The sequence below is a fragment of the Blastococcus sp. SYSU D00813 genome, assembly GCF_054050735.1.
This window is the reverse complement of the sequence record NZ_JBJGZX010000012.1, coordinates 93171-119334: the sequence shown is the minus strand read 5'-3', so window position 1 is coordinate 119334 and position 26164 is coordinate 93171. Positions and strand designations below refer to the sequence as shown.

Annotated in this window: 23 protein-coding genes and 1 tRNA gene; 13 read left to right on the top strand and 11 right to left on the bottom strand. The window is 75.2% G+C overall.

What is annotated here, in order from left to right; genetic code table 11:
* Positions 1 to 44: 44 nt before the first annotated feature.
* From mscL to ACI8AX_RS11085, 3 genes are all read right to left on the bottom strand, one after another.
* On the bottom strand, positions 45 to 482 hold the full coding sequence (gene mscL / locus ACI8AX_RS11095; RefSeq protein ID WP_456549863.1) for a large conductance mechanosensitive channel protein MscL: 438 nt from the start codon (positions 480 to 482) through the stop codon (positions 45 to 47).
* Between the two features lie 51 nt (positions 483 to 533).
* Positions 534 to 1145, bottom strand: coding sequence for a Flp pilus assembly protein CpaB (cpaB, locus tag ACI8AX_RS11090; RefSeq protein WP_456549862.1), 612 nt, complete (start codon positions 1143 to 1145; stop codon positions 534 to 536).
* Positions 1146 to 1242: 97 nt separating this feature from the next.
* A complete protein-coding gene (locus ACI8AX_RS11085) occupies positions 1243 to 1593 on the bottom strand; it encodes an FmdB family zinc ribbon protein (protein ID WP_456549861.1) in 351 nt (116 codons plus the stop codon).
* Between the two features lie 242 nt (positions 1594 to 1835).
* On the opposite strand from ACI8AX_RS11085, the gene ACI8AX_RS11080 reads away from it, so the two are divergent.
* The 3 genes from ACI8AX_RS11080 to ACI8AX_RS11070 are packed head-to-tail and all read left to right on the top strand — an operon-like array spanning position 1836 to position 4496.
* Positions 1836 to 2891 carry a class I SAM-dependent methyltransferase gene (locus ACI8AX_RS11080; RefSeq protein WP_456549860.1) on the top strand — a complete coding sequence of 352 codons (1056 nt, stop codon included), beginning with the start codon at positions 1836 to 1838 and terminating at the stop codon, positions 2889 to 2891.
* Between the two features lie 41 nt (positions 2892 to 2932).
* Positions 2933 to 3433: a MarR family winged helix-turn-helix transcriptional regulator gene (locus ACI8AX_RS11075; protein WP_456549859.1), complete on the top strand. Its 501-nt coding sequence runs from the start codon at positions 2933 to 2935 to the stop codon at positions 3431 to 3433.
* A 40-nt stretch (positions 3434 to 3473) separates the two neighbouring features.
* A complete protein-coding gene (locus ACI8AX_RS11070; RefSeq protein ID WP_456549858.1) occupies positions 3474 to 4496 on the top strand; it encodes an LLM class flavin-dependent oxidoreductase in 1023 nt (340 codons plus the stop codon).
* A 95-nt stretch (positions 4497 to 4591) separates the two neighbouring features.
* Here ACI8AX_RS11070 and ACI8AX_RS11065 read toward each other — a convergent pair whose 3' ends face one another.
* Genes ACI8AX_RS11065 through ACI8AX_RS11050 form a run of 4 tightly spaced genes read right to left on the bottom strand, consistent with a single transcriptional unit; the run spans position 4592 to position 9321 of the window.
* Positions 4592 to 6109 (bottom strand): carboxyl transferase domain-containing protein, encoded by a 1518-nt coding sequence (locus ACI8AX_RS11065; protein ID WP_456549857.1) that lies wholly within the window; start codon positions 6107 to 6109, stop codon positions 4592 to 4594.
* Positions 6106 to 7305 (bottom strand): CaiB/BaiF CoA transferase family protein, encoded by a 1200-nt coding sequence (locus ACI8AX_RS11060; protein ID WP_456549856.1) that lies wholly within the window; start codon positions 7303 to 7305, stop codon positions 6106 to 6108. Before ACI8AX_RS11060 ends, ACI8AX_RS11065 begins: the two co-directional genes overlap by 4 nt.
* Positions 7306 to 7323: 18 nt before the next feature.
* A complete protein-coding gene (locus ACI8AX_RS11055; protein ID WP_456549855.1) occupies positions 7324 to 8688 on the bottom strand; it encodes an SLC13 family permease in 1365 nt (454 codons plus the stop codon).
* A gap of 39 nt (positions 8689 to 8727) precedes the next feature.
* A complete protein-coding gene (locus tag ACI8AX_RS11050) occupies positions 8728 to 9321 on the bottom strand; it encodes a 5-formyltetrahydrofolate cyclo-ligase (protein ID WP_456549854.1) in 594 nt (197 codons plus the stop codon).
* 31 nt (positions 9322 to 9352) lie between these two features.
* Between ACI8AX_RS11050 and galU the strand changes: the two genes are divergently transcribed.
* The 6 genes from galU (at position 9353) to ACI8AX_RS11020 (ending at position 14748) form a co-directional block, all read left to right on the top strand.
* Positions 9353 to 10264: a UTP--glucose-1-phosphate uridylyltransferase GalU gene (gene galU / locus ACI8AX_RS11045; protein WP_456549853.1), complete on the top strand. Its 912-nt coding sequence runs from the start codon at positions 9353 to 9355 to the stop codon at positions 10262 to 10264.
* A gap of 83 nt (positions 10265 to 10347) precedes the next feature.
* Positions 10348 to 11712: a molybdotransferase-like divisome protein Glp gene (gene glp / locus ACI8AX_RS11040; protein WP_456549852.1), complete on the top strand. Its 1365-nt coding sequence runs from the start codon at positions 10348 to 10350 to the stop codon at positions 11710 to 11712.
* Between the two features lie 7 nt (positions 11713 to 11719).
* Positions 11720 to 12343, top strand: a complete 624-nt coding sequence (locus ACI8AX_RS11035; protein ID WP_456549851.1) for a GNAT family N-acetyltransferase — start codon at positions 11720 to 11722, stop codon at positions 12341 to 12343.
* Between the two features lie 200 nt (positions 12344 to 12543).
* Positions 12544 to 13254: a divisome protein SepX/GlpR gene (gene sepX / locus ACI8AX_RS11030; protein ID WP_456549850.1), complete on the top strand. Its 711-nt coding sequence runs from the start codon at positions 12544 to 12546 to the stop codon at positions 13252 to 13254.
* Between the two features lie 77 nt (positions 13255 to 13331).
* A tRNA-Ala gene (locus ACI8AX_RS11025) sits at positions 13332 to 13405 on the top strand.
* 80 nt (positions 13406 to 13485) lie between these two features.
* Entirely contained in the window at positions 13486 to 14748 is a 1263-nt protein-coding gene (locus ACI8AX_RS11020) for a 3-deoxy-7-phosphoheptulonate synthase (RefSeq protein WP_456549849.1), read from the top strand.
* 96 nt (positions 14749 to 14844) lie between these two features.
* Here ACI8AX_RS11020 and ACI8AX_RS11015 read toward each other — a convergent pair whose 3' ends face one another.
* Positions 14845 to 15639, bottom strand: coding sequence for an enoyl-CoA hydratase/isomerase family protein (locus ACI8AX_RS11015; protein ID WP_456549848.1), 795 nt, complete (start codon positions 15637 to 15639; stop codon positions 14845 to 14847).
* A 33-nt stretch (positions 15640 to 15672) separates the two neighbouring features.
* Positions 15673 to 16983, bottom strand: coding sequence for an MFS transporter (locus ACI8AX_RS11010; protein ID WP_456549847.1), 1311 nt, complete (start codon positions 16981 to 16983; stop codon positions 15673 to 15675).
* Between the two features lie 256 nt (positions 16984 to 17239).
* Here ACI8AX_RS11010 and ACI8AX_RS11005 point away from each other — a divergent pair, with 256 nt between their 5' ends.
* Positions 17240 to 19999 (top strand): PQQ-dependent sugar dehydrogenase, encoded by a 2760-nt coding sequence (locus ACI8AX_RS11005; protein WP_456549846.1) that lies wholly within the window; start codon positions 17240 to 17242, stop codon positions 19997 to 19999.
* 135 nt (positions 20000 to 20134) lie between these two features.
* Here ACI8AX_RS11005 and ACI8AX_RS11000 read toward each other — a convergent pair whose 3' ends face one another.
* The gene (locus ACI8AX_RS11000) at positions 20135 to 21652 is read right to left on the bottom strand and encodes a dolichyl-phosphate-mannose--protein mannosyltransferase (RefSeq protein ID WP_456549845.1); all 1518 of its coding nucleotides are present in this window, start codon (positions 21650 to 21652) and stop codon (positions 20135 to 20137) included.
* 104 nt (positions 21653 to 21756) lie between these two features.
* On the opposite strand from ACI8AX_RS11000, the gene rsmI reads away from it, so the two are divergent.
* On the top strand, positions 21757 to 22596 hold the full coding sequence (rsmI, locus tag ACI8AX_RS10995; protein ID WP_456549844.1) for a 16S rRNA (cytidine(1402)-2'-O)-methyltransferase: 840 nt from the start codon (positions 21757 to 21759) through the stop codon (positions 22594 to 22596).
* Between the two features lie 20 nt (positions 22597 to 22616).
* Here rsmI and corA read toward each other — a convergent pair whose 3' ends face one another.
* Positions 22617 to 23744 carry a magnesium/cobalt transporter CorA gene (gene corA, locus ACI8AX_RS10990; protein WP_456549843.1) on the bottom strand — a complete coding sequence of 376 codons (1128 nt, stop codon included), beginning with the start codon at positions 23742 to 23744 and terminating at the stop codon, positions 22617 to 22619.
* Positions 23745 to 23900: 156 nt separating this feature from the next.
* Here corA and ACI8AX_RS10985 point away from each other — a divergent pair, with 156 nt between their 5' ends.
* Together ACI8AX_RS10985 and ACI8AX_RS10980 are read left to right on the top strand one after the other, a co-directional pair.
* Positions 23901 to 25406, top strand: a complete 1506-nt coding sequence (locus ACI8AX_RS10985) for an amino acid permease (protein ID WP_456549842.1) — start codon at positions 23901 to 23903, stop codon at positions 25404 to 25406.
* Between the two features lie 96 nt (positions 25407 to 25502).
* Entirely contained in the window at positions 25503 to 26144 is a 642-nt protein-coding gene (locus tag ACI8AX_RS10980) for a hypothetical protein (protein WP_456549841.1), read from the top strand.
* Positions 26145 to 26164: the final 20 nt, after the last annotated feature.

Genomic DNA, 26164 nt, shown 5'->3' with positions numbered 1-26164 from the left:
GCGAGCTCGGGGCGAGCCTCCGGACGAGGCCGGACGGCGGGTCCCTACAGCTGGCCGGGCAGCGTGGTCGTGCCCGGACCGATCGGGTCGTGCCCCGGGCCCATGCCCTGCTGGGCGCGCAGCAGGTCGCGGATCTCCACCAGCAGCTCCACCTGGGTCGGCGCGACCGGCCCGGCCTCCTCGCCCTGCCTGCGCCGCTCGATGATCTTCTTGAGCGGCAGCACGACGAGGAAGTACACGACCGCCGCGGTGATGACGAAGGTGATCACCTGGCTGATGAAGGCGCCGTAGTCGAACACCTGGCCGCGGACCGTGAACGTCCCGCCCAGTTCACCGCCGCCGCCGAACACGGCGATGAGCGGCGTGAGGAACGAGTCGGAGAACGCGGTCACCACCGCGGTGAAGGCCGCACCGATGACGACCGCGACGGCCAGGTCGACGACGTTGCCGCGCAGCAGGAAGTCCTTGAAACCCTTCAACATGTGCCCATTGGCGCACGCGCTCGCGGAACGGCGCCAGCGCGACACCCAGCGTCACGGCGGGGGCAGGCTGAGCGTGAGGGTCGCGGTGGTCGCCGCGGCCGCGAGGTCGGCCGCCGTCTCGGCGTCGACGGCCAGCAGGAGCAGCCCGACGGCCGGGTCGTCGGCACCGGGGGAGGCCAGGAGCACCAGCGCGCCGGCGGCCACCCGGCGTGCCTGCGTGTCGCCGTCGGCGGTGGCCAGGACGTCGACCCGGTCCCCGGGGCGCGCCAGTGCGCCCACCGCCGCGTCGGCCGGGCGCACCGGCGCGGCGACGGTGCCCGGCGGCAGGAGCGCGGTCAGCCCGGAGCCCACCAGGCGGACGTCGGTGACCGGCTCCCCGGCGCGCAGGGCGCCGGCGAGCGTGCGGCCCACCAGCCCGGCCGGGTCGCCGACCGCGCCGCCGGGCGCGGACGGCAGCCGTGCGACGGCCAGCTGACCGGCGGCCAGCACGGTGCCGGCGGGCAGGTCCGCCGCGGCGGTGACGACGGCCACGCCGGGCTCGCCGGCGGCGGGCTCCGCCGGCTCCGGGCGCAGGGCGAGCACGAGCGCGAGGGCGGCCAGCAGTGCGGCCAGGCACCGGCGGACGAGGTGGACGACCGAGCGGGGGCGGCGCAGGCGGACCATGCCCCGACGGTGCGCGGCCGGCCGCCCGGGTGGGCGACCGGCCGCGGAGGTGTGGAGAGCGGTGCGGGCTGTGGACGGCGCGGGCGCCGGCCGCGGGTCAGCCGGCGCTGGCCGCCTTGGCGCCGCTGCCGGTGCTGGACGACGACGAGGACGACGAGGAGGAGGACGACGAGCTGCTCGTCGAGGACTCCTTCTTCGCGCTGCCTCCGCCGTCGGAGCCCGAGGTCGACGACGCCGCGGACGACGACTCGCTCGACGAGGAGGACCCGCGGCTGTCGGTCCGGTAGAAGCCCGAGCCCTTGAAGACGACGCCGACCGAGCCGTACACCTTGCGCACCGGGGCGCCGCACTGCGGGCACTCGCTGACGGGCGCGTCGGTGAAGGACTGCACGACCTCGAACTCGTGCTTGCCGTCGGGGTTGGTGCAGGCGTACTGGTAGGTCGGCACGGCGGGATGCTCCTGGTCGGACGCGGTGTGGGGCGCGCCGGGCTGGCACTCTCGCCCGGCGACTGCCAATGATGCGCTCTCCCGCGCCGTCCGTCCATCACCCGCCGGTGCGCCGCTGCCCACGCCCGCACCGTGCCGGGGTCCTCGGTCCCTGGCGACGCGCGCGGGCCCGGCGGGACAGTGGGCCGCCACGGGGGGCGACTCCATCCGTCACGGGGGAGGACCCGATCGGGAGCGTTGCCATGACCGTGGACGAGACCAAGCTGAACGACCTGCTCGGGCGGTTCGTCGTCGACGCCGGTGCCGGCTTCCAGGTGCTCGGGGCGGTCCTCGGGGACCGCCTGGGGCTCTACCGGGCGCTGCTGGAGGTGATGCCGGCGGAGCCCGCCGACGTGGCGCGGGCGGCGGGCGCCGACGAGCGGTACGTCCGCGAGTGGCTGTCGGCGCAGGCCGCCGGGGGGTACGTCACCTACGAGGCGGAGAGCGGGCGCTTCTCGCTCACCGAGGAACAGGCCTTCGCCTTCGCCGCACCGGACGGCATGAACGCCGCCGCGGCCTTCCTGATCCCGCTCGCCGCGATCAAGAGCGTCGACCGGCTGGCCGAGGCCGTCCGCACCGGCGAGGGGTTCCCCTGGCACGCCCACGACGCGGCGCTGTTCGAGGGGACCGAGCGCTTCTTCCGCCCCGGCTACGCGGCCAACCTCGTGTCGTCCTGGATCCCGGCGCTGGACGGCGTCGAGGACCGGCTCCGGGCCGGTGCGCGGGTCGCCGACATCGGGTGCGGCCACGGGTCCTCGACGCTGCTGATGGCCACCGCCTACCCGGCGTCCCGGGTCGTCGGCTTCGACTACCACGAGGCGTCGATCGACCAGGCGCGCAAGCGGGCGGTCGAGGCCGGGGTCGCCGACCGCGTGTCGTTCGAGGTGGCCCGCGCGGCCGACTTCCCGGGCGAGGGCTACGAGCTGGTCACCGTCTTCGACGCCCTGCACGACATGCCCGACCCGGTCGGCGCCGCCCGCCACGTGTGCGGGTCGCTCGCGCCCGACGGCACGTTCCTGGTGGTCGAGCCGTACGCCGGCGACCGGCTCGAGGACAACCTCAACCCGGTGGGCCGGCTGTTCTACGGGGCGTCGACGGTGCTCTGCGTGGCGCACTCCAAGACCGAGGAGCCGCGGACGGCGCTCGGGGCGCAGGCCGGCGAGGCACGGCTCACCGAGGTGCTGCGGCAGGCCGGCTTCGGCCGCGTCCGGCGGGCCGCGGAGACGCCGTTCAACCTCGTGCTGGAGGCGCGTCGGTAGAGGCCGGACCGGTACCCGGGCGCGGGCCGTACCGTCGGGCCGTGACGACCCGGTGGCTGGACGACGAGCAGCAGCGCGCGTGGCGTGCGTGGCTGAGCGTGAGCGAGCTCGTCCCGCGGGTGCTCGACGCCCAGCTGCAACGGGACGCCGGCCTCAGCCACGCCGCCTACGTCGTCCTGGCGATGCTGTCGGAGGCGCCCGGGCGGGCCCGGCGGATGAGCGACCTGGCCCGCCGCGCCAACCAGTCGCAGAGCCGGCTGTCGCACACCGTCGGCCGGCTGGAGGAGCGCGGGTGGGTGCGCCGGGAGCGCGCCACCGAGGACGGCCGCGGCAACCTCGCCGTCCTCACCGACGCCGGCTGGGACGTGGTCCGGCAGGTCGCGCCGGGCCACGTCGAGGCCGTCCGTGCCGCCATGTTCGACCCGATGACGCCGGAGCAGACCCGGGCGCTGCGCGAGGCGCTGGAGCAGGTGCTCGAGCGCCTCGACCCCGACCACAGCCTGCGGGTCGAGCACGGCGCCGACGCCGCCCCCGGGCGCTGACCCGGGAAGCGGCGCCGGTGCCGGCGGCGTTGCCCGCAGCATGACCGAGCCGCTGCCGCTGTCCGTCCTGGAGCTGGCCACCGTCGGGACGGGCCAGTCGACCGCCGACGCGCTCGCCGCCACCACCCGCGTCGCCCAGGCCGCCGACCGGCTCGGCTACACCCGCGTCTGGGTCGCCGAGCACCACAACATGCCGGCCGTCGCGAGCACCAACCCGCCAGTCCTGATCGCCCACCTGGCCGCGGTCACCGACCGGATCCGCGTCGGCTCGGGCGGGGTCATGCTGCCCAACCACGCGCCGCTCGTGGTCGCCGAGCAGTTCGCGCTGCTCGAGGCGCTGCACCCTGGGCGGATCGACCTGGGCATCGGCCGCGCCCCGGGCACCGACGCCCCGACCGCGATCGCGCTGCGCCGGGACCCGGCGGCGCTGTCGGCCGAGGACTTCCCGCAGCACCTGCTCGACCTGCTCGGCCTGCTGGGCGACAGCCGCGTCGAGGGCGGGCTGGCCGAGCGGTTCAGCGCGACCCCGGCCGCGAGCAGCGCCCCGGCCGTCGTGCTGCTCGGCTCGAGCGGCTTCTCCGCCCAGCTGGCCGGGCAGCTCGGCCTGCCGTTCGCCTTCGCCCACCACTTCGGCGGCCCGCACGTGGGAGCCGCCGTCGCGCTCTACCGCGACACCTTCCGGCCCTCCCCGGTGCTCGACCGGCCCTACACCGTCGTGACGGCGAACGTGCTGGCCGCCGAGACCGACGAGGAGGCCCGCCGGCTCGCGCTGCCGGGCCGGCTGATGCGCCTGGCCATCCGCACCAACCGGCTGCGCCCGGTGCCCTCGCTGGAGGAGGCGCTCGTCGACCCCGAGCGGGCGGCCGCCGAGGCGATGCCGAGCAACGCCGTCGTCGGCTCGCCCGCCACCGTCGTCGAGGACCTGCGCCGCCTGGCCGCGGACACCGGGGCCGACGAGCTGATGCTGTCGGCGTCCACCCACGGCGTCGCCGAGCGGGTCCGCAGCCTGGAACTGGTGGCCGGCGCCTGGGGGCTGCCCGGCGCGCAGCGGCCGGCGGCCTGACCCGGCCGGACGCCGTCCTCCTCGGCGGCGTCCTCCCTCACCGCACACCGTGAGGGAGGACGCGGCCGGGTCAGGGGACCTGGTCGCGGCCGGGCTCAGCGCCCCAGGTGGCGGTAGCGGTGCAGGCGGCTGCGGAAGCGCTCGTTGTCGTCGCGGCCCAGCAGCCCGGCCAGCTCCTCGCCCAGCACCCGGCCCAGGCGCAGGCAGAACTCCTGCGGCTCGTCGGCGGCGTCGGGGCGCTCGGGCACGACGCGGTCGATGATGCCGGCCCGCCACAGGTCGGTCGCCCGCACGCCCTGGTGCGCGGCCATCTCGTCGGCCCGGTCGACCGTCCGGTGCACGATCACGCTGGCCCCCTCGGGCGGCAGCGGGCCGAGCCAGCCGTTGGCCGCCGACAGCACCCGGTCGGCCGGCACCAGGGCCAGCGCGCCGCCGCCGGTGCCCTGGCCCAGCAGCACCGCGATCGTCGGTGCCTTGAGCATCACCAGGTCCTGCAGGCAGCGGGCGATCTCGGCGGCCAGGCCACCCTCCTCGGCCTCCCGCGACAGCGCGGCGCCGGGGGTGTCGATCAGCGTGACCAGCGGCAGGCGCAGCTCCGCGGCCAGCCGCATGCCGCGCCGGGCCTCGCGCAGCGCCGCCGGGCCCAGCGGCGCCGACAGCGACTGGCCGCGCCGGTCCTGCCCGAGCACCACGCACGGCGCCCCGCCGAACCGGGCTAGGGCCAGCAGCAGGCCGGGGTCCTTCTCGCCGGCGCCGGTGCCCGACAGGCCGACGACGTCGGTGGCCGCGGTGCGCAGCAGCCGCCGCACGCCGGGCCGGTCGGTGCGGCGGGAGGCGGTGACGACGTCCCACGCCGACCGGCCGTCCTCCGGGTCGTCGGCGTCGCTGCCGTCCTCGGCGGTGGGCCGCTCGGCGCCGGCGACGTCCTGGTGCCAGGTGCGGCGGGCGGCCAGCACGCGCAGCGCCCGGTCGGCGACGTCGGCGATGTCCTCGTGCGCGACCACCGCGTCGATCAGCCCGCGCTCGGCCAGGTGCTCGGCGGTCTGCACGCCCTCGGGGAACGGCTCGCCGTAGAGCGCCTGGTAGACCCGGGGGCCGAGGAAGCCGATCGAGGCGCCGGGCTCGGCGATCGTCACGTGCCCCAGCGACCCCCACGAGGCGAGCACCCCGCCGAAGGTCGGGTGCCGCAGGTAGACCAGGTAGGGCAGCCCGGCCTCCTTGTGCCGGGCGATGGCCGCGGTGATGCCGATCATCTGCAGGAAGGCGACGGTGCCCTCCTGCATCCGTGTGCCCCCGGAGACAGGTGCGGCCAGCAGCGGCAGCCCCTCCTCCGTGGCCCGCTCCACCGCGGCGATCAGCCGCTCGGCGGCGGCCACCCCGATGGAGCCGGCGAGGAAGCCGAACTCGCCGGCGACGACGGCCACGCGGCGGCCGCGCAGCCGCCCCTCGCCGGTGATGATCGCCTCGTCCTGGCGGGTCTTCTCCCCGGCCCTGACCAGCTCGGCCGCGTACGCCGGGTCGACGTCGCGCACCGGGATGGGCGCGTCCCACGACGTCCACGACCCCGGGTCCAGGACCCGGTCGCGCAGCGTGCGGGCGTCGGTGCCACTCATGTGTTCCCCTCGGTCGGCTCCGCCTTCAACCAGGCGCGGAGCTCGGAGTCTGACGCGCCGAGCACGGGGGGAGCGGTGTGGTCGCGGCGGGTGGTCTCCGTCTCGCCGTCCGGGCCGGCCGCGAAGAAGCGCAGCGGCGGGCCGGGCAGCTGCAGCCGGCCCAGGGTCGCGTGGTCGACGTCGACCAGCAGCCCCTGCGACAGCGTCTGGTCCCAGCCGTAGGTCTCGTCGAGGGTGCGCACCTTGCCCGCCGGGATCCCGGCCGCGGCGAGCCGGGCGAGCAGGTCCTCGGGCCCGATGCCGGCGAAGGCCTCCTCGAGCAGCGCGATGACGCGGTCGCGGTTGCCCACCCGCTCGCCGTTGGTGGCCAGCCCCTCGGCCTCGGCGTCGAGGCCGAACTCGGCGCACAGCCGCCGCCACAGCGACTCCGACCCGCAGGAGAGCTGCACGCTGCCGCCGGCGCAGCGGAACAGCCCGTACGGGGCGATCGAGGGGTGGTGGTTGCCCTGCGCCCGGTTGACCTGCCCGCCGACGGTCCACGCCGTCCCCTGGAAGGCGTGCACGCCGACGATCGCGGCGAGCAGGGACGTGCGCACCACCTGGCCGCGGCCGGTGCGCTCGCGCTCCAGCAGCGCGGCGAGCACCCCGTAGGCGCCGTAGATGCCGGCCAGCAGGTCGCCGATGGGGACGCCGACCCGCTGCGGGTCGTCGGGGCCCGAGCCGGTCAGCGACATCAGCCCGGCCTCGCCCTGGGCGATCTGGTCGTAGCCGGCGCGGCCGCCCTCGGGTCCGTCATGCCCGAAGCCGCTGATCGCCAGCGTCACCAGCCGCGGGTTGAGCTCGGCCAGCACGTCGGTGCCGAAGCCCAGGCGGGCCAGCGTGCCGGGGCGGAAGTTCTCGAGCAGCACGTCGGCGCGGCGGACCAGCTCCCGCAGCAGCCCCTTGTCGCCCTCGTCCTTGAGGTCGAGGGTCAGCGACTCCTTGTTGCGGTTGGCCGACAGGAAGTAGGTCGACTCCCGGTCGCCCTGGTCGGGCTGCACGAACGGCGGGCCCCAGCCGCGGGTGTCGTCCCCGGTGCCGGGGTTCTCCACCTTGATCACGCGGGCGCCGAGGTCGCCGAGCATCATCCCGGCGTGCGGGCCGGCCAGCGCCCGGGTCAGGTCGACGACGAGGACGCCGTCCAGGGGTCCGGCCACGGTCGTACTCCGATCGGTCTAGAGCCAGCCGGGCACGACGAACACGAGCCAGGCCAGGAACGGTCCGACGACCACGACGATCGACGAGTAGCCCAGGATCTGCCTGTAGAAGCGGTCCCTGTCGACGTCCTGCGCGTTGGCGAGCACCAGTGCGCCGTTGGTCGAGAACGGGCTGACGTCGACGATCGTCGAGGCCACGGAGAGGGCGACCACCACCCCGACGGTGCCGATGTCCCCGGCCTGCAGGAACGGCACCGCCAGCGCGATGGCCACGCCGATGATCGCCGTCGACGACGCGAAGGCCGACACCACCCCCCCGATGTAGGCCAGCAGGAGGGCGATCAGCAGCGGTGCGCCCAGGCCGATGACCGCCTCGCCGACGTAGTCGATCGTGCCCGCCTCCTGCAGCACGAACACGAAGCTGAGCACCCCGGCGATGAGCAGCACCGTCGACCAACTGATCTGGCTGACCGCCCCCTTGTGCCGGGCGGCGGCGAAGGTGGCCAGCACCGTCGCCACGGTGATCGAGACGAAGCCGATGTCCAGGTCGAACACGAGCGCCAGGACGGCGACGGTGGCCAGCCCGAGCAGGGTGAGCACCTGGTCGAAGGTGACCCGCTGCGCGGTGAGCACCGTGCCGCCGTCCCCGTCGTCGTGCCGGTCCTCCCGGTCCGGGCCGCCCACGGCGGGACCGGCTGCGGCGCCGTGCCCCTGCACCTCGGTGGTGTGGTCCCCGCCGTGCCCGGCCTCGGCCGGCGCCTCGACGGTGATCTTCCGGCCGAGCAGCTGCCGGCCGCCGAGCAGGACGAACAGCACCAGGGCGATGGCGATGTTGAAGAACAGGCTGCCCAGGAAGACGGTGACCGGGCTGGACTCCAGCCCCTCGTCCTCGACGATCGTGTTGACCGTGACGCCGTAGACGCTGATCGGCGAGAACCCGCCGCCCTGTGCGCCGTGGATCACCATCATGCCCATCAGCAGCGGGTTGATCCCGTGCCGGGCGGCGAAGGTCAGCGCGATCGGGGCGATGATCGCCACCGCGGCGGGGGAGAGGGCGCCGATCGCGGTCAGCAGCGCGGTGACGGCGAACATGATCCACGGGATCGCGGCGACGTGTCCGCCCACGAGCCGGACGGCGCCGCGGACCAGCAGGTCGACGGTGCCGTTGTTCTGCGCGATGGCGAACAGGTAGGTGACCCCGATCAGGGTCACCACGAGCTCGGCCGGGAAGCCGGCGAGGATCTCGTCGGTGGTCAGCCCGACCGACAGCGTCCCGACCAGGAACGCCGCGACGAACGCGAGCGCCCCCATGTTGATCGGCAGGACCGTCGCGACGGCGAAGATCGCCACGAGGGCCAGGATCGAGACGATCTCGGGGGACACGGGGGCTCCAGTCGCCGGGGGCGGGCTGGCGCCACGGTGTCAGGTACTCGCGGGTAGCGCCTGCCAGCCGCCGGAGGGCGTGACGACCACGCCGACCCGGCGGTCGTGCGCCTCGGCGGGGAGCTCGTCGAGCAGCTCCTCGTCGTGGACGACGGCCACCAGCAGCGCGTCGGGCCGGGCGTGCAGCAGCGCCCGGTCGTAGAAGCCGCCGCCCCGGCCCAGCCGGACACCGGAGCGGTCGACGGCCACCGCCGGGACGACGACCGCCTCCGCCGTCCCGATCGCCGTGGGGCCCAGCCGCGGGCCGACCGGCTCCATCAGGCCGAAGCGCCCCGGGGCCAGCCGGCCGGTGTCGACGGCCCAGCGCAGCTGGGTGTCGCCGTCGGAGACGACCGGCAGCAGGACCCGGGCGCCGAGCTGGGTGAAGGCGGCCGGCAGCCGCCCGAAGCCCGGCTCGGACTCGTCGGGGCAGTAGGCGGCCACCGTGCGGACGCCGGACAGGCCGCGCAGCAGTGCCGTCGTGACCGCGGCGGCCGCGGCCGCGCGTTCGCCCTCGGGACGGGCCCGCCGGCGTTGCGCCAGCCGCGCGCGCAGCGCGGACTTGGCCGCACCCACCTCGTCCGGGGGAGTCACCGGCGCAGGCTAGCTGGATACGCTCCGCGACATGCCCAGCTCACGTGCCGCGCGCAAGGCCGTCATCCCCGTCGCCGGCATGGGGACCCGCTTCCTCCCCGCCACCAAGGCCGTGCCCAAGGAGCTGCTGCCGGTCGTCGACCGGCCGGCGCTGCAGTACATCGTCGAGGAGGCCGCCCGGGCCGGCCTCGGCGAGGTGCTCATGGTGACCGGCCGCAACAAGGCCGCGATCGAGGACTTCTTCGACCGGACGCCGGAGCTCGAGGCCGCGCTCGAGAAGAAGGGCGACGCCGGCCGGCTGGCCGCGGTGCAGGAGTCCACCGACGTCGCGCAGGTGCACTTCGTCCGGCAGGGCGAGGCCCGCGGGCTCGGGCACGCCGTCCTGCAGGCCGCGGCCTTCGTCGGGGACGAGCCGTTCGCGGTCCTGCTCGGCGACGACCTCATCGACGCCCGCGACCACCTGCTCGAGCAGATGCTGGAGGTGCAGGCCGAGCACGGCGGCTGCGTGGTGGCCCTGCTCGACGTCGGCGCGGAGAACATCGACAAGTACGGCGCGGTGGCGATCGAGGAGGACACCCAGGAGGGCGTCGTCACGATCACCGGCCTGGTCGAGAAGCCGCCGGTCGACGAGGCCCCGAGCAGCCTGGCGATCATCGGCCGCTACGTGCTCGCGCCCGAGGTGTTCGACGTGCTGCGGGAGACCGCTCCCGGTCGCGGCGGCGAGATCCAGCTGACCGACGCGCTCGCGACCCTCGTCGAGCGCGGCGAGCCGGTGCACGGCGTGGTCTTCGACGGCCGCCGCTACGACACCGGCGACAAGCTCGACTACCTCAAGGCCGTCGTCCGGCTGGCGGTGGAGCGCGACGACCTCGGCCCGCCGCTGCGGACCTGGCTGACCGAGTTCGTGGCCGAGCTGCCCGCCGAGGGCGCGTCGCAGGCCTGACCCGCGCCCCGCAGGGGGGAGCATCGACGGTCGTGATGGGTGTGGACGACGACAGGGCCCCGTCGACGGTGGGGAGGGCGACGGTGACCGGGCACCGGGAGACCACGGCGCTCGACCTCCGCTCGGGGGCCGTGCGACCCGGCTCGGGCCCCGGCGCGGTGCAGCACACGGCGCAGATCGACCCCTCGGCGGTGCCGCCGCCCCCGGGGACGACGGAGCCGCCGCTGCCGCGCACCGTCGAGCAGCACCTCGACGAGATCCTCGCCGCGGTGCCCCAGCCCGACCCCATCGAGCTGGCCGTCCTCGACGCGCAGGGGCTGCTGTGCGCCGAGGAGGTCGTGAGCAAGCGCGCCCTGCCGGCGTACGACCAGGCCGCCCTCGACGGCTACGCCGCGCGCGCCGCCGACGTGGCCGCGGCGACGCTGGAGACCCCGGTGCAGCTGTCGGTGGTGGGGGAGACCGCCGCGGGCGCGTCCGGTCCGTCGTCCATCGGGCCGGGCCTGGCGCACAAGGTGTCGGCCGGCGCGCTGCTGCCCGGCGGCGCCGACGCCGTCGTGCCCGCGGTGTGGACCGACCGCGGCGTGGTCACCGTGACCGTGCACGCCGGGGTGGCCGCGGGCAACTACGTCCGCCGCGCCGGCGACGACGTCGCGCCCGGCACGCCCGCGGTCGCCGTCGGGACGCCGATCGGCCCGGCGCAGATCAGCCTCCTGGCCGCCGTCGGCCGCGAGCGGGTGCTCGTGCGCCCGCGCCCGCGGGTCGGCATCCTCTCCGCCGGCGGAGAGCTGGTCGACATCGCCACCGACCCCTCGCCGGGCCAGGCCGTCGACGTCAACAGCTACGCCCTGGCGGCGGCGGCCCGCGACGCCGGTGCCGACGCCTACCGCTCGGGCATCGTGCCCGCCGACCCGCGCCGGCTGTCGGAGGTGCTGGAGAGCCAGACCCTGCGCAGCGACCTGGTGCTGATCTCGGGCACCTTCGCCGACGACGGCGACCCGGTCCGCGAGGCGCTGGCCGCGCTCGGCGACGTCCGGTTCCGTCCCGTGACGATGCACCCCGGACCCGTCCAGGCCTTCGGCCGGATCGGCCGGGAGCAGGTCCCGGTCATCGTGGTGCCCGGCGAGCCGGTCGCGGCGCTGGTGGCCTTCGAGGTGTTCGTGCGGCCGGCGATCCGGCTGATGCTGGGCAAGCGCCAGTTGTTCCGCCGCACGGTGCAGGCGATCGCGGCCCAGCCGGTGTTCTCGCCGCTGGGCTACCGGCAGTACCTGCACGGGCAGGTCATGCGGCACCCCGACGGCGGTTACGTGGTCGAGCCGCTGGGCGACGGCGACGAGGCGATGCTCGCGCGCATGGCCCGCGCCAACTGCCTGATCGTCGTGGACGAGGACGTGACCGAGGTGGCGGCCGGCGGCCTGGTCACGGTCATGCCGCTGCTGCTCGGCGGCTGAGGCCCGGATGCTCAGCGATCCGGCGCTGCGGCCGGGGTGGCCGGCCACCCTGCGGTGGGGGCCGGTCGAGCTGCACCCGCTGCGCCGGTCCGACGCCGCCGAGTGGAGCCGCGTGCGGCTGGCCAACGAGGACTGGCTCACCCCGTGGGAGCCCACCGCCACCCAGCCGTGGGCGGTGCGGCACACGCCCGCGGCCTTCCGGGCGGTGCGCCGCCGGGTGCTGCAGCGGGCGCGGATGGGGCTGACCCTGCCCTTCACCATCCGGGTCGAGGGGCGGCTCGCCGGCCAGGTCACCATCGACAACGTCGTCCGCGGGGCGCTGCGCTCGGGCAACGTCGGCTACTGGCTCGACCGCGCGGTCGCCGGACGCGGCATGGCCTCGCTCGCCGTCGCGCTGGTGTGCGACCACGCCTTCGGCCCCGCCGGGCTGCACCGGCTGCAGGCCGACATCCGCCCGGAGAACGGGCCCAGCCAGCGGCTGGTCGAGCGTCTCGGGTTCCGCCGGGAGGGCCTGCTGCGCCGCTACCTGGACATCGACGGCGACTGGCGCGACCACCACACCTACGCGCTGCTGGCCGAGGACCACCCGCGCGGCGTCGTCGCGCACTGGCAGGCCCGCGCCGGCGGTTGAACCGGTGACGGAGCGGGTATGAACCGTCACCCGCCTAGCACGGAACCGGGCGGTCCCCGCCTGTCGCCGTGTCGACACGCCGCCGTCGCGGCACTCCAGTCACACAACACTCCGGCGACACACCGCGCGCCTCCCTCGGATGGGGTGCCCACCTGCATAACCTGCCGCGGCAAGTGACTCGTGTGACGGGTGGTGTTCTCATGGGATCGGGTGTCCTCCTGGCCGCTCTGGTCGTCCTCTGGTTCGTCGTGCTGGTGCCGATGGTGGTCACCCGCGGCGACGAGCGGACGCGACCGGTGGCGGGCGACTCCGGCCGCACGCTGCAGCGCCGGCGGGTCGTCGACCCGGTGGTCCACGCCGACACCGAGCGGGTCGCCATCGACCGCGGTGTCCTGCGCGAGACCGGCGAGCTGCGGGTCGACGTGCACGCCGTGCGGCGGCGCACGCTGGCCGGCCTCGTCGCGCTGGCGCTGCTCGCCCTCGTGGGCGCGCTCGTCGTCGCCCCCTGGGTGTGGGCGGTGCAGGTGCTGCTCGACGTCGCGGTGGTCGCCTATCTCGCCGTCCTGCGCGCCGCCGCCCGCCGCGAGCAGGCCGCGGCCCGCCGCGCCGCCCGGCTGGCCGCCCGCCGCGCCGCCCGCGTGGCGCCGGCGCCGCGCCCGGCGGTGGTCGAGGAGGAGCTCGGCGAGGTCGACGCCGGGGTCCCGGCCGAGCCGGTGCACCACACCGTCGGCCTGCGGCACCCGAGCCTGCCGCTGGCCCCGGTGCACCCGCTGCGCCCGGGCCGGGTCGTCGCCGCGCGCGCCGCGGCCCCGGCCGGCTGGCAGAACAGCGCCGTCGTGGGCCTCGACGACGACGACATCGGCTTCGCCGACATCGACGAGTACGAGCCGCGGCGCGTCGCCAACCTCTGAGCGCCGATCGCGACACCCCGGCGCCGCCACCCCGTGGCGGCGCCGGGCTCGGCGGGCGGTACTCTTGGCTCCCGTCAGGGGCTGTAGCGCAGTCCGGTAGCGCACCTCGTTCGCATCGAGGGGGTCAGGGGTTCGAATCCCCTCAGCTCCACCCCGACACCCAGGGCGTCCTCCACCCGGAGGGCGCCCTGAGTCGTTCCGGGGGCGGGTGCGGTCGGAGGAGGACGGCGGATGGTGCACGAGGACGGCGGCGCGGCGGTCGCGGTGGAGGCGGTGCCGGGCGACCGGCTGCTGCCGGAGGCGGCGCGCATCGCCGAGCACCTGCTCGCCGTGCAGCAGCGGGTCAACGACCAGGTCGACCTCCTGCAGGCCGGCCTGATGCCCGACGTCCGGCGCCGGCTGGGCCTCGCCGAGGCCGACCCCGTCGACGTCTCCGACCTGGTCAACGCCCGCATCGCCGGCCTGAGCGTCGTCGTCACGCCCGAGGCGGTGGCCACCGTCGTGCCGTTGACGGCGGCGTCGGCCGCCACGACCCGGGCCGGTCGCCGCGCCGCGACGGCGATCGTCGGCGGCGGGGACCAGCGGCTGGCCGTCATCGCCGGCCCCTGCTCGATCCACGACCCGGCGTCCGCGCTGGAGTACGCGGCCTTCCTCGCCCGGATGCGCGAGCGGCACGCCGAGGACCTCGAGATCCTCATGCGCACCTACACCGAGAAGCCGCGCACCGAGGTGGACTGGAAGGGCTTCGCCTACGACCCCTACCTCGACGGGTCCAACCGGATCAGCGTCGGCCTGGTCGCCACCCGCATGCTCATGATCGGCATCACCGGCCTGGGGGTGCCCGTGGCCGCCGAGCCGCTCAACGCCCTGACCCCGCAGTACGTCAACGGGCTGGTCACCTACAACGGGGTGGGCGCCCGCAACGTCACCGACCAGACCGCCCGGGAGCGGGTGTCGGGCTTCTCCTCGGTCGTCGGGTTCAAGAACTCGCCGGAGGGGAGCATCGAGGTCGCCGTCCAGGCGGTCGTGTCCGCGCGGGCGCCGCACGAGTTCCTCGGGGTCGACCGGCACGGGGTGACCGCGCAGCTGTCGACCACGGGCAACGAGACCGGCCACGTCATCCTGCGCGGGGACAAGTCCGGCCCCAACCACTCCGCCGAGCACATCGCCGCCACGCGGGCGGCGCTGCGGGCCCGCGGCCTGCCGGAGGTCGTCGTCGTCGACGCCTCGCACGGCAACAGCCGCAAGGACCACCGGCGCCAGCCCGCCGTCGTCGCCGACCTCGCGGCGCAGATCGCCGGCGGGGAGTCCGCCATCCGCGGCGTGATGATCGAGAGCCACCTGCGGGCCGGCCGCCAGGACCTCGACCAGCGCGACCCCGGCGCGCTCGAGTACGGGAAGAGCGTCACCGACGCGTGCGTCGACCTGCCCACGACCGAGGCGCTGCTGGAGGAGCTCGCGCAGGCCGTCCGGGCCCGGCGGACGGCCGCCTGACGGTCGTGGCCGACCCCGTCCGGTCGCGGCTCCTGCTGCACCGCGCGGTCGAGCTGCGCGACGGGCAGGTCCACCGCCGGGCCTGCTGGGCGTCGGTCAGCGGGCGCCGCGGAAGTCCGGGGCCCGCCGCTCGACGAACGCGCGGACGCCCTCCCGGCCCTCGGGGTCGCGGGCCGACTCGGCGATCAGGCGGGCCTCCTCGTCGAGCTGCTGCTCCAGGGTGCGGATCGCGGCCTGCCGGACCAGCGAGCGGGTGCGGACCATGGCGCGCACCGGGCCGGCGGCGACCGATCGCGCCAGGTCGATGGCCGCGTCGTGCACCTCCTCGTCCTCCACCAGGCGGGCGACCAGGCCGGCGGCGTGCGCCTCGGCGGCGGTCAGCGAGCCGTTGGTGAGGCACAGGTCGAGGGTGCGGGGTGCGCCCAGCGCGCGCGTGAGCGCCCATGACGTGCCGCCGTCGGGGGAGAGGCCGATCGCCCCGTAGGCCGGCCGGATCTTCGTGGAGCGGGCGCAGACCACGATGTCGCAGGCGCCCACCAGGCCGACCGCGGCGCCGGCGACCGCCCCCTGGATGCCGGCGACGACCGGGACGGGGGAGTAGAGGACCAGGCGGACGACGCGGTGCCAGGCCTCGGCCAGCTGGCCGACGAAGCGGCCGGGGTCGTCCGATCCGGCGAACAGTCGCACGTCGCCGCCCACGCTGAACCGGGGGCCGTTGGCCAGCAGCAGGACCGCCCGGGCGTCCTCCGGCCGCGCCTCGAGCGCGGCGGCCAGGCCCGCGGCCAGCACGGGGTCGATGGCGTTGCCCGTCTCCGGGCGGTCGACGGTGACCCGCCAGACGTCGCCGTCGGACTCGGTCAGCACGGCGGGCCGGTCGGCAGCGCTGGTCATCGTCGTCCCCTCGTCGTCCGGTGCACCGTCACGCTAACCGGGGACGCCGGGTCGGGCGCGGGTCCGCGCGTGCTGCGCCCGGAGCTCCTCGTCGACCGCGCCGGGGGCCCCGCCGGACTCGTCGGCGACCTCGCCGGCCACCTCGGGCTCGGCGGGGCGGGCGAGGCCGGCGTCGGCTGCGGCGAGCACGCGGTGCCCGGTGGCCAGCACGGCGGTCCCCAGGGCGACCGCGACCGCGCCGACGACGAAGGGCACGTGGATGTCCCAGGCGTCGACCATCTCCCCCGCGAAGTACGGGGCCAGGCCCCCGCCGATGAACCGGACGAAGCCGTAGGCCGCCGAGGCGACCGGGCGCTCCACCGGGGCGACGAGCATGACGGCCTGGGTCGTCAGCGTGTTGTTGACGCCGACGACGGCGCCCGAGGCGACGACGCAGGAGAACAGCGCCCACCGGGTGCCGGTGAACAGCCCGATGAGCAGGAGCAGCACCGCGAACAGGCCGAGCGCGCCGTACAGCGCCGGCGCGGTGCCGAACCGTTCCTGCAGCCGCGGGGCGCCGACGGCGGAGAAGAACGCGACGAGCAGGCCCCAGCCGAAGAAGACGAAGCCGAGCTGGATCGCGCTCAGCTCCATCGGGTACGGCGCGTAGCCGAGCATCGTGAAGAAGCCCCAGTTGTAGAAGACCGCGGTCAGCGCCATGGTCAGCAGACTGCGGTGCCGCAGCGCCTGGATCGGGGCGAGCAGCGGGGTCTTCCGCGCCGGCGCCGGGGTCTCGTCGAGCAGCACCACCGTGGCCAGCAGCGCGATCGCCATGAGGACGGTGACCCCGAAGAACGGCCCGCGCCAGCTGACGTCGCCCAGCAGGCCGCCGACCAGCGGGCCCGCGGCGATGCCCAGCCCGAGCGCGGCCTCGTAGAGCACGACGGCGCCCGCGAACCCCCCGCTGGCCGAGGCGACGATCACCGCCAGGGAAGTGGCGATGAACAGCGCGTTGCCCAGCCCCCAGCCCGCCCGGAAGCCGACGATGCCGTCGATCGAGTCGCTCAGCCCGGCCAGGGCGGAGAAGACGACGATGACGGCCAGGCCGGTGATCAGCGTCCGCTTGGCGCCGATCCGGCTGGACACCCAGCCGGTGCCGAGCATCGCCACGGCCGTGACCACCAGGTAGCTGGTGAACAGCAGGCTGACCTGGCTGGGCGTGGCGTCCAGCTGCTCGGAGAGGGCCGGGAGGATCGGGTCCACCAGGCCGATGCCCATGAAGCTGACGACGCAGGCGAAGGCGACCGCGTAGACCGCCCTCGGCTGCCGGAACGTGCTCGACCCCGAACTGGCTGCGTGCGACACGGCTTTCAGTTGTAGTACCCAACTATCGTCTCCCGCCACCCTGAGGAGGCGTGCCGCATCACACTCGACCCGGTGACGAAGAGTGACGGAGGACGGCGGGTCGCGCAGCGCCGCGCGGCGTGTCGTGCCCGGTCGGGTTCCGGATCAGGACTTTCGCCCCGGTTCGTCTGTGCAGAGCGACGAACACAGCTGACACTCCGTCACCATGCTCAGGGGACGTCGCGCCATCGCGACACTTCTCACTCTCACCCTCCGGGTGGGCCTCGTCCTGGCCCTCGCGGCCGGCGTGCTCGCCGTCCTGCCCAGGACGACGGCCTCGGCCGCCCCGACCCTCCCCGCCGGCTTCGTCGTCCGCGACATGCCCAGCGGTCAGGCCGACACCCTCACCGACTTCGACTTCGCCCCTGACGGCAGCTACTTCACGACCGGCAAGAACGGCCGGGTCGCGTGGGTCTCGGCCGCCGGCGTCCCGCGGACGCTGGCCACGCTGCCGGTCGTCACCCAGCAGGACCTCGGCCTGTCCGGCATCGCCGTGGCGCACGACTACGCGACCAGCCGGGTGATCTACACCGCCCGGGTGCTCACCGTGAACGGCGTGTGGACCACGCGGCTCAGCGCCTGGACGGTCACCGGCTCGCCCGAGCCGACCGGCCTGGGCGCCGAGCGCGTCATCTTCGAGCTGCGGCAGAACTCCGACGTGCACGCGCTGACCGGCATCGTCGCCGCGCCGGACGGGACGCTGTGGGTCAGCGTCGGCGACGCGGCCGACTTCCGGGTCGTCGACCCGCTGGCCCTGCGCGCGCTGGACGTCAACCAGGGCTACGGCAAGGTCCTGCACGTCCTGCCCGACGGGCGCGGCGTCCCCGGCAACCCGTACTACGAGGCGGCCAACCCGCAGTCGTGGAAGAGCCGCGTCTACGCCAGCGGCTTCCGCAGCCCCTTCCGGCTGAGCCTGGACCCGACCTCCGGCGCGCCGATCCTCGGTGACGTCGGCTGGGGCACCTGGGAGGAGGTCGACCTGATCCGCCCGGGCGCCAACTACGGGTGGCCGTGCTGGGAGGGCAACACCCAGACCCCCGGGTACCGGGACCTGCCCGGCTGCGCCGGCGTGGCCAACACCGCCCCGCTGTGGACCTACGTCCACGGCCCGCTGGGCACCAGCGTGACCGGCGGCGTCGTCTACCAGGGGTCGGCGTACCCGGAGGCCTACCGCGGCGCCTACTTCTTCGGCGACTACGCCTCGCAGCGGGTCTACACGCTGCGCTACGACGCCCAGGGCCGGCTCACCCGCCAGCCCGAGGCCACCGGCTTCGGCACGGAGAACGGCCTGCCGGTCAAGTTCGGCACGGCGGCCAACGGCGACATCGTCTACGCCGACATCGGGGGCAGCCGGCTCAAGCGCCTGGTGTACCTGCCGGGCAACCGCCCGCCGACGGCGGAGGCCACCTTCACGACCAACGCCGCCACCCGCACGGTCACCTTCGACGGGAGCCGGTCCAGCGACCTCGACGGCGACGCGCTGACCTACCGCTGGGACTTCGGCGACGGCACGACCTCGACCGGCGTGCGCCCGGTGAAGACCTATGCGGCCACCGCGCCGGCGACGGTCACCGTGCGGCTCACCGTCACCGATCCCGCGGGGGCCACGGGGACCAAGGAGTTCACCGTCGCGCCGGCGGCCGCGGCGCCGAACCTGGTGCTGACGGCGCCCCCGCCGACGGCGACGTTCGCGGTGGGCAACCCGGTGCAGGCCAGCGCCACCGCCACCGACTCGGCCGGGGCGCCCCTGCCGGTCACCTGGCGGGTCGTGCTGGTCCACTGCAGCGCGGACTACTGCCACGACCACCCGGGCGAGACCTTCACCGGTCCCACCTTCAACCGGCCGTTCGACGACCACGGGGACCAGACGAGCCTGACGATCATCGCGTCGGCGACCGACTCCCGCGGCGTCCGCACGGAGAAGAGCTTCATCGCCCAGCCGCGGATGCGGACCCTGACGCTCACCGCCTCCACCCCGGCCGCCATCACGGTGAACGGCGTGGCGCAGTCCACGGCACAGGTCACCGCCGGCGCCCGGGTCTCCATCTCGGCGCCGCCGGTCGCCAGCGACGGCGTCGCGACGTTCGAGCGGTGGAACGACGGCGCGCCGCGCCAGCGCGAGCTCGTCATGCCCGACGGCGACCTCACGCTGACCTCGACCTACCTGACGCCGATCGACCGGCGGTACGCGGCCGAGGCGCCGCTGCGGTCGCTGCTCGGCCCGGCCACCCAGCCGGAGGCCGGTGACGCCGCGGTCCGCTACCGCGTCTACCAGAACGGGCGGCTCTACTGGTCGCCGGCGGCCGGCGTCCGCGAGGTGCACGGCTCGATCCTGGCCACCTACCTCGCGAACGGGGGCCACGTCGCACTCGGGGAGCCGACCACGGACGAGCGGGTCACGCCCGACGGACGCGGCCGGTACAACCACTTCCGAACCGGCTTCGCCTCCGTCTACTGGACCCAGGCGACCGGTGCGCACGCCGTGGTGGGCGAGATCCGGGCGCGCTGGCAGGCATCGGGCTGGGAACGTGGCCCGCACGGGTACCCGCGCAGCAGCGAGCTCGTCACCCCCAACGGGCGCGGCCGGTACAACGACTTCCAGAACGGGGGCATCTACTGGTTGCCCGGCGTCGGAGCACGCAGTGTCCTGGGCGCCATCTACGCCAACTGGGGGACCCTGGGCTGGGAGGGCGGCCGGTTGGGCTTCCCGGTGACGAACGAGACCGTGACGCCGGACGGCATCGGCCGCTACAACCACTTCGAGGGCGGCTCCGTCTACTGGACGCCGCGGACCGGTGCCCACTCGGTCTACGGGGCGATCCTCGTCCGATGGCAGGCGCTGGGCTGGGAGCGTTCGTACCTGGGCTACCCCACCCGGGACGAGTACGCGATCAGCACCGGCCGCCGGGTGGACTTCGAGCGCGGCTACATCACCTGGAACTCCCGCACGGGGCAGGTCGTCGACCGCAGGTACTGACGCCGCGCGCCGGCGCCCCCGCGGGGGCGCCGGCCCCCCCCCCCCCCCCCCCCCCCCCCCCCCCCCCCCCCCGGCCCCCCCCCCCCCCCCCCCCCCCCCCCCCCCCCCCCCCCCCCCCCCCCCCCCCCCCCCGGCTCAGAACCAGGAGGGGAACCACATCCGGTCCAGCCACTCCGCGTGGGACAGCGGCTGGCCGGTGAGCACCGGGTAGAAGAAGACGAAGGTCGCCGCCACCACCCCGACGTACAGGCACACCACGCCGAGGCCCACCTGGCGGCGGGTGCGGGAGGCCGACGCCGGGCCGAGCGCGTCCTGCAGCACGAGCACCACGGCGAGGACGAAGAACGGCACCACCGGCGCCATGTAGAAGAAGAACATCGTGCGCTCGGCGTTGAGGAACCAGGTGCCCCAGCCGGCCGCGATCATGACGGCGAGCAGGATCGCCGCCGGGTCCCGCCGCGCCACGACCCGCCAGGCCAGCCAGGCCAGCGCGGGGGCGAAGGCGAACCACAGGGTCGGCGTCCCGACCATGAGGATGTAGCGGACCACCTGGTCGCCGGCGGAGTCGGTCAGCCCCTGCGGGTTCCACAGCAGGATCGGCCGGCCGTTGACCAGCCAGCTCCACGGGCCGGACTCCCACGGGTGCGGCGACGAGAGACCGTTGTGGAACTCGAGCCACTCCGCGTGCTGGTGCCACAGCGAGCGCAGCGAGTCCGGGACCCAGGGGAACGCGGTGTCCGGGTTCTGCTGCGCCCAGGCCTTACCCTGCGAGGTCTCGCCGAGGAACCAGCCGGTGAAGCTGGCGAGGTAGGTCAGCACCGGGACGGCGGCCAGCGCCCACGTCGCGCCCGGCAGACCGCGGCGCAGGGCCACGAGGGACGGCCGGGGGACGCCCGCCTCGCGCCAGGCGGCCCGGTCCCAGAACAGGGACAGGACGGCGGCGGAGGCCAGGAAGTAGACGCCGCTCCACTTGGTGGCGCACGCGCAGCCGAACAGGAACCCGGCGGCGATCCGCCAGCCGCGCGGACCCAGCCGGAACCCGTTCGCCGGGACGTCGACGGCGGCGCGGACCCGTCGGCGCACCCGGTCGCGGTCGACCACCAGGCAGGCGACGGCGGAGACGACGAAGACCTGCAGGAAGACGTCGAGCAGGCCGATCCGCGACAGGCTGAAGGAGAAGCCGTCCAGCGCGAGCAGCAGGCCGGCGACGACGCCGAGCAGGGTCGAGCCGGTCAGCCGCCGCGCCAACCGGACGAGGACGACGACGGCGATCGTGCCGGCCACGGCCGAGGGAAACCGCCAGCCGAACGAGTCGTAGCCGAAGGCCTTGATGCCCAGCGCGATCAGCCACTTGCCCAGCGGCGGGTGGACGATGAACGTGTAGCCGCGGTTGTACTCGTGGCCCCAGGTGAGCAGCTCCTGCGCCTCGGGCGGGTAGTACGCCTCGTCGAAGAGCAGGTCACGCGGGTAGCTGATGTCCCACAGCCGGGTCACGAACGTGGCGACGCCGAGCACCGCGGTGAGCACCCAGGCCAGGCGGTCGTCGCGGGGCAGCGGCGGGGTGCGGTCGAGCCGCCGGACCGGGAGCCGGCGCGGCCGGACGGGCCGGACCCGGGGGTCCTGCTCCTCGCGTTCGGGAGCCAGGACCGCCATGGCCCCAGGGTAGTGAAAGGACCCTCCTGCCCCCCGGCACCCGCGAGCTCGCGCCGGGCCCCTGCAAGCGGCCCAGCTCGGCCCGGCGTGACAGGCTCGGGCGCGTGACGGGACGCCTGGTGCTCGGTGGCGCGCCGCTGGGGCAGCCCGGCGACGTGGGTCCGCGGCTGCGCGAGGTGATGGCCGGCGCCGACGTCCTCGCCGTCGAGGACACCCGCCGGCTGCACCGGCTGGCCGCCGACCTGGGGGTCGCGCTGACCGGGCGGGTGGTCACCTTCCACGAGTCGGTGGAGCGCGCCCGGCTGCCCGGGCTGCTCGAGGCCCTGGCCGGGGGGGCCACGGTGCTGCTGCTGACCGACGCGGGCATGCCCTCGGTGTCCGACCCCGGCTACACGCTGGTCCGGGCGGCGATCGACGCCGGGGTGGCGGTCACCTCGGTGCCCGGGCCGTCGGCCGTGACCACCGCGCTGGCGGTCAGCGGACTGCCGGTCGACCGGTTCTGCTTCGAGGGCTTCCTGCCGCGCAAGGGCGGCGAGCGGCGGTCCCGGCTGGCCTCGCTGGCCGGCGAGCGCCGCACGATGGTCTTCTTCGAGTCCCCGCACCGGCTGGCCGACGCGCTGGCCGACGCGGCGGGAGCGTTCGGCGACGACCGGCCGGCCGCCGTCTGCCGCGAGCTGACCAAGACGCACGAGGAGGTCCGCCGGGGGCCGCTGGCCGCGCTGGCGGCGTGGGCGGCCGAGGGCGTGCGCGGGGAGATCACGCTCGTGGTCGGTGGCGCGCCCGAGGCCGCGGTCGAGCTCTCCGCCGCGGAGCTCGCCGCCGAGGTCGCGGCGGAGGAGGCCGCGGGCGCCAGCCGCAAGGACGCCATCCGCGCGGTCGTCGTCCGCACCGGGCTGCCCCGCCGCACGGTCTACGACGCCGTCGTCGCCGCGAAGGGCGGCTGACCCCGGAGAAGGGCGGGCCGCTACAGCCAGCCGTTGCGCTTGAAGCCGCGGTAGAGCAGCAGGCACGACCCGATGATCACCAGCAGGACCAGCGGGTAGCCGAAGCGCCAGTGCAGCTCCGGCATGTGCTCGAAGTTCATCCCGTAGATCCCGGCGATCGCGGTGGGGACGGCGATGATGCCGGCCCACGCCGAGATCTTGCGCATGTCCTCGTTGTCGGCCATCTGCGTGCGGGCCAGCGACGCCTGCAGGATCGACGACAGCAGCTCGTCGAGCCCGCTGACGGTGTCGCGCACCCGGATCGCGTGGTCGAGGACGTCGCGGAAGTAGGAGCGCATCGCGTCGGGGACGACGTCGACCGCCCGCTCCGACAGCTTCTGCAGGGGGATCTCCAGCGGCGCGACCGCCCGGCGCAGCGACATCAGCTCGCGCTTGAGCTGGTAGAGCCGGCCGATGTCGTCGGTGCGGTCGGGGCTGAAGACCGACGCCTCGAGCTCGTCGACGTCGTCCTGCACCGCCTCGGCGACCTCGACGAAGGTGTCCACGACCAGGTCGGCGACCGCGTACAGCACCGCCGCGGGACCCAGGCACAGCAGCTCGCGCTGCTCCTCCAGCCGGCGGCGCAGCTCGGCCAGGTCGCCGTGCCGGCCGTGCCGGACGGTGATCACGTGGTGCGCGCCCAGGAACACCATGACCTCGCCGGTGTCGACGACCTCGCTCGTCGCGGTCAGCCGGTCGTGCTCCACGTAGGTGGCCGTCTTGAGCACCATGAACAGGTCGTCGTCGTAGCGCTCCAGCTTGGGCCGCTGGTGGGCGTAGACGGCGTCCTCCACCGCGAGCGGGTGCAGCCCGTACCGCTCGGCGATCGACTGCAGCTCGTCCTCGGTCGGCTCGAACAGGCCCAGCCACACGAACCCGCCCTGCCCGACCGCGGCCGCCAGCGCCTCCCCGGGCTCGACCGGCGCCTGCCGGCGTCCGTCGACGTACACGGCGCAGTCGACGACGACGTCCTGGCCCGGCGGCCGGGTGCGGGGCGGGCGCGGGGCGCCGGCCGGGCGCGGCCGGGTGGTGGGGACGTCGAGGTGCGGCGCCGGGGCGGACGGCGGTCCGTCGGGCCGGGCGTCCGAGAACGGGTCGGTCGCGGTCACGGCGCACCTCCTCGGTCGCGGTCGGGGGTGGTCAGCGTAGGCATGCGAGCGGCCGGGACCCGTGCCACGCTGCCGGTCAGCGGCCGGGAGGTCGCGGCCGGCAGCCGGGAGGGGCGTCTCGTGGCCAGTGACACGGACCGCAGGAACACGGCCCGGGTGAAGTCCGTCGAGGACTCCATCCGCGACACGGAGGAACCGGAGCACCGGCTCCGGAAGAACCTCTCCGGGCTCGACCTCGCCGTCTTCGGCGTCGGGGTGATCATCGGCACCGGCATCTTCGTGCTCACCGGCGAGGTCGCGAAGACGACCACGGGCCCCGCGGTCGCCATCTCCTTCGTCATCGCCGGTGTCGTCTGCGGGCTGGCCGCGGTCTGCTACGCGGAGTTCGCCTCCACGGTCCCGGTCGCCGGGTCGGCCTACACGTTCAGCTACGCCACCCTCGGCGAGCTCCTGGCCTGGATCATCGGCTGGGACCTCGTGCTGGAGCTGGCCCTGGGCGCGGCCACGGTCGCGGTGGGCTGGTCGGGCTACCTCAACCAGTTGCTCGGCGACGCGGACATCGCGCTGCCGACCTCGATCGCGGGGGAGGAGGCCACCGTCAACATCCCGGCGATGTTCATCGCCCTGGTGATGACGGCGGTGCTCGTCCTCGGCATCAAGCTCTCGTCCCGGGTGACCGCGGTGATCGTGGTCATCAAGGTCGCGATCGTGCTGCTGGTGATCGTCCTCGGCTTCTTCTACACCCGGGCGGAGAACTACAGCCCCTTCGTGCCCGCGGCCGAGCCGGCCGCCGAGGGCGAGGGCGGCTGGCACGCGCCGCTCATCCAGCTGCTGGGCTTCACCCAGGGCAGCTTCGGCTGGGGCGGGGTCATCGCCGGGGCCTCGATCGTCTTCTTCGCCTTCATCGGCTTCGACATCGTGGCCACCGCCGCCGAGGAGACGAAGAACCCGAAGCGCGACCTCCCGCGCGGGATCATCGGCTCCCTGCTCATCTGCACGCTGCTCTACGTCGCCGTCTCGCTGGTCGTGGTCGGCATGCAGCCCTACTCCGAGCTCTCCTCCGAGGCGCCGCTGGCCGAGGCCTTCTCCAGCGTCGGGCTCGACTTCGTCTCGAGCCTGATCTCGGTGGGGGCGCTGGCCGGCCTCACGTCGGTCGTGATGATCCTGATGCTGGGCCAGTCGCGGGTGCTGTTCGCGATGAGCCGCGACCACCTGCTGCCGCCGGCCATCGGCGCCGTCCACCATCGGTACGGCACCCCGTACCGCATCACGATCGGGACCGGCGTCGCCGTCGCCCTGCTCGCCGGCTTCATCCCGCTCGGCACGCTCGCAGAGCTGGTCAACATCGGCACGCTCTTCGCCTTCGTGCTCGTCTCGATCGCGGTCATCGTGCTGCGCCGGACGCGGCCGGACCTGCCCCGGGCGTTCAAGGTCCCGTTCGTCCCCGTCCTGCCGATCGTCTCCGCCCTGGCCTGCCTATACCTGATGCTCAACCTCCCGGCCGACACCTGGCTGCGCTTCGCGGTCTGGATGGCGCTGGGCTTCGTCGTCTACTTCGTCTACGGGCGCGGGCACAGCCGGCTGGCCGGGGAGCAGGGCATGGCCGCCGCGCAGCGGGCCACGGCCGACCGCGCCGCCCGGGAGCGTCCCGACCGCCTCTGACCCCATGGGGTGAACCCCGCCCCGCGCCCGTACAGCGGGGGAGCGCGCGGGACGACCTGACCGGAGACCGACCGTCCCCGGCCAGGGAGCAGCCCCGTGGCGAGCACCACCCTCGACGACCGTGCCGGCGTCCGCGCCGCCGTCCGTGCGGGGGCTCCGCCGCGCCGTCGTCCGCCGGCCGCCGTGCTGGCCGCGGCCGGGATCGCGCTGCTGGAGGCGGTGGCGGTCGTCGCCGCGGCGATCACCGGGCTCGACGGCCTGCTCACCTCGCCCGGCCGGCCGCCGACGGCGGTCTCGGCGCTGCTGCTCGTGGCCCTCGCCGCGTGGGCGGTGTTCGGCGCGGGCGGCGGTCTGGTCCTCGCCGACGGGTCCAACGCCCGGCTGCTCACCGTCGTCGCCTGCGCGGAGCTGGCGCTCCTGGCGGTCGTGCTGGTGCTCGGCCTGACGACGACGTCGCTGGACGGGCTGGCCCTCGGCCTGCCGGTGCCCGCGCTGGCGCTCAGCGCGATCGCGCTGCCCACCGGGAAGCTGCTGCTGGCGAGCGCGCCGTCCACCATGGCCTGGCTGGCCGCCGGCCCGCGGCCCCGCGCCGAGCTGCCGGAGCTCACCGAGGACCAGCGCGCCCTGCGGCTGGCCACCCTCGCCGTGATCGGGCTGGCGCTGGTCGCGGTCACCCTGCTGACCCCGGTCGACGCCGCCCCCGACGTCCCGGCCCCGGCCTCGACCGGCCGGCCCTGAACGGGAGGCGCATAGTCTCG

Coding starts and splice junctions, on each gene's coding strand:
- mscL (WP_456549863.1), bottom strand. CDS start 482: ATGTTGAAGGGTTTCAAGGACTTCCTGCTGCGCGGCAACGTCGTCGAC.
- cpaB (WP_456549862.1), bottom strand. CDS start 1,145: ATGGTCCGCCTGCGCCGCCCCCGCTCGGTCGTCCACCTCGTCCGCCGG.
- ACI8AX_RS11080 (WP_456549860.1), top strand. CDS start 1,836: ATGACCGTGGACGAGACCAAGCTGAACGACCTGCTCGGGCGGTTCGTC.
- ACI8AX_RS11070 (WP_456549858.1), top strand. CDS start 3,474: ATGACCGAGCCGCTGCCGCTGTCCGTCCTGGAGCTGGCCACCGTCGGG.
- ACI8AX_RS11065 (WP_456549857.1), bottom strand. CDS start 6,109: ATGAGTGGCACCGACGCCCGCACGCTGCGCGACCGGGTCCTGGACCCG.
- galU (WP_456549853.1), top strand. CDS start 9,353: ATGCCCAGCTCACGTGCCGCGCGCAAGGCCGTCATCCCCGTCGCCGGC.
- ACI8AX_RS11035 (WP_456549851.1), top strand. CDS start 11,720: ATGCTCAGCGATCCGGCGCTGCGGCCGGGGTGGCCGGCCACCCTGCGG.
- sepX (WP_456549850.1), top strand. CDS start 12,544: ATGGGATCGGGTGTCCTCCTGGCCGCTCTGGTCGTCCTCTGGTTCGTC.
- ACI8AX_RS11020 (WP_456549849.1), top strand. CDS start 13,486: ATGGTGCACGAGGACGGCGGCGCGGCGGTCGCGGTGGAGGCGGTGCCG.
- ACI8AX_RS11015 (WP_456549848.1), bottom strand. CDS start 15,639: ATGACCAGCGCTGCCGACCGGCCCGCCGTGCTGACCGAGTCCGACGGC.
- ACI8AX_RS11000 (WP_456549845.1), bottom strand. CDS start 21,652: ATGGCGGTCCTGGCTCCCGAACGCGAGGAGCAGGACCCCCGGGTCCGG.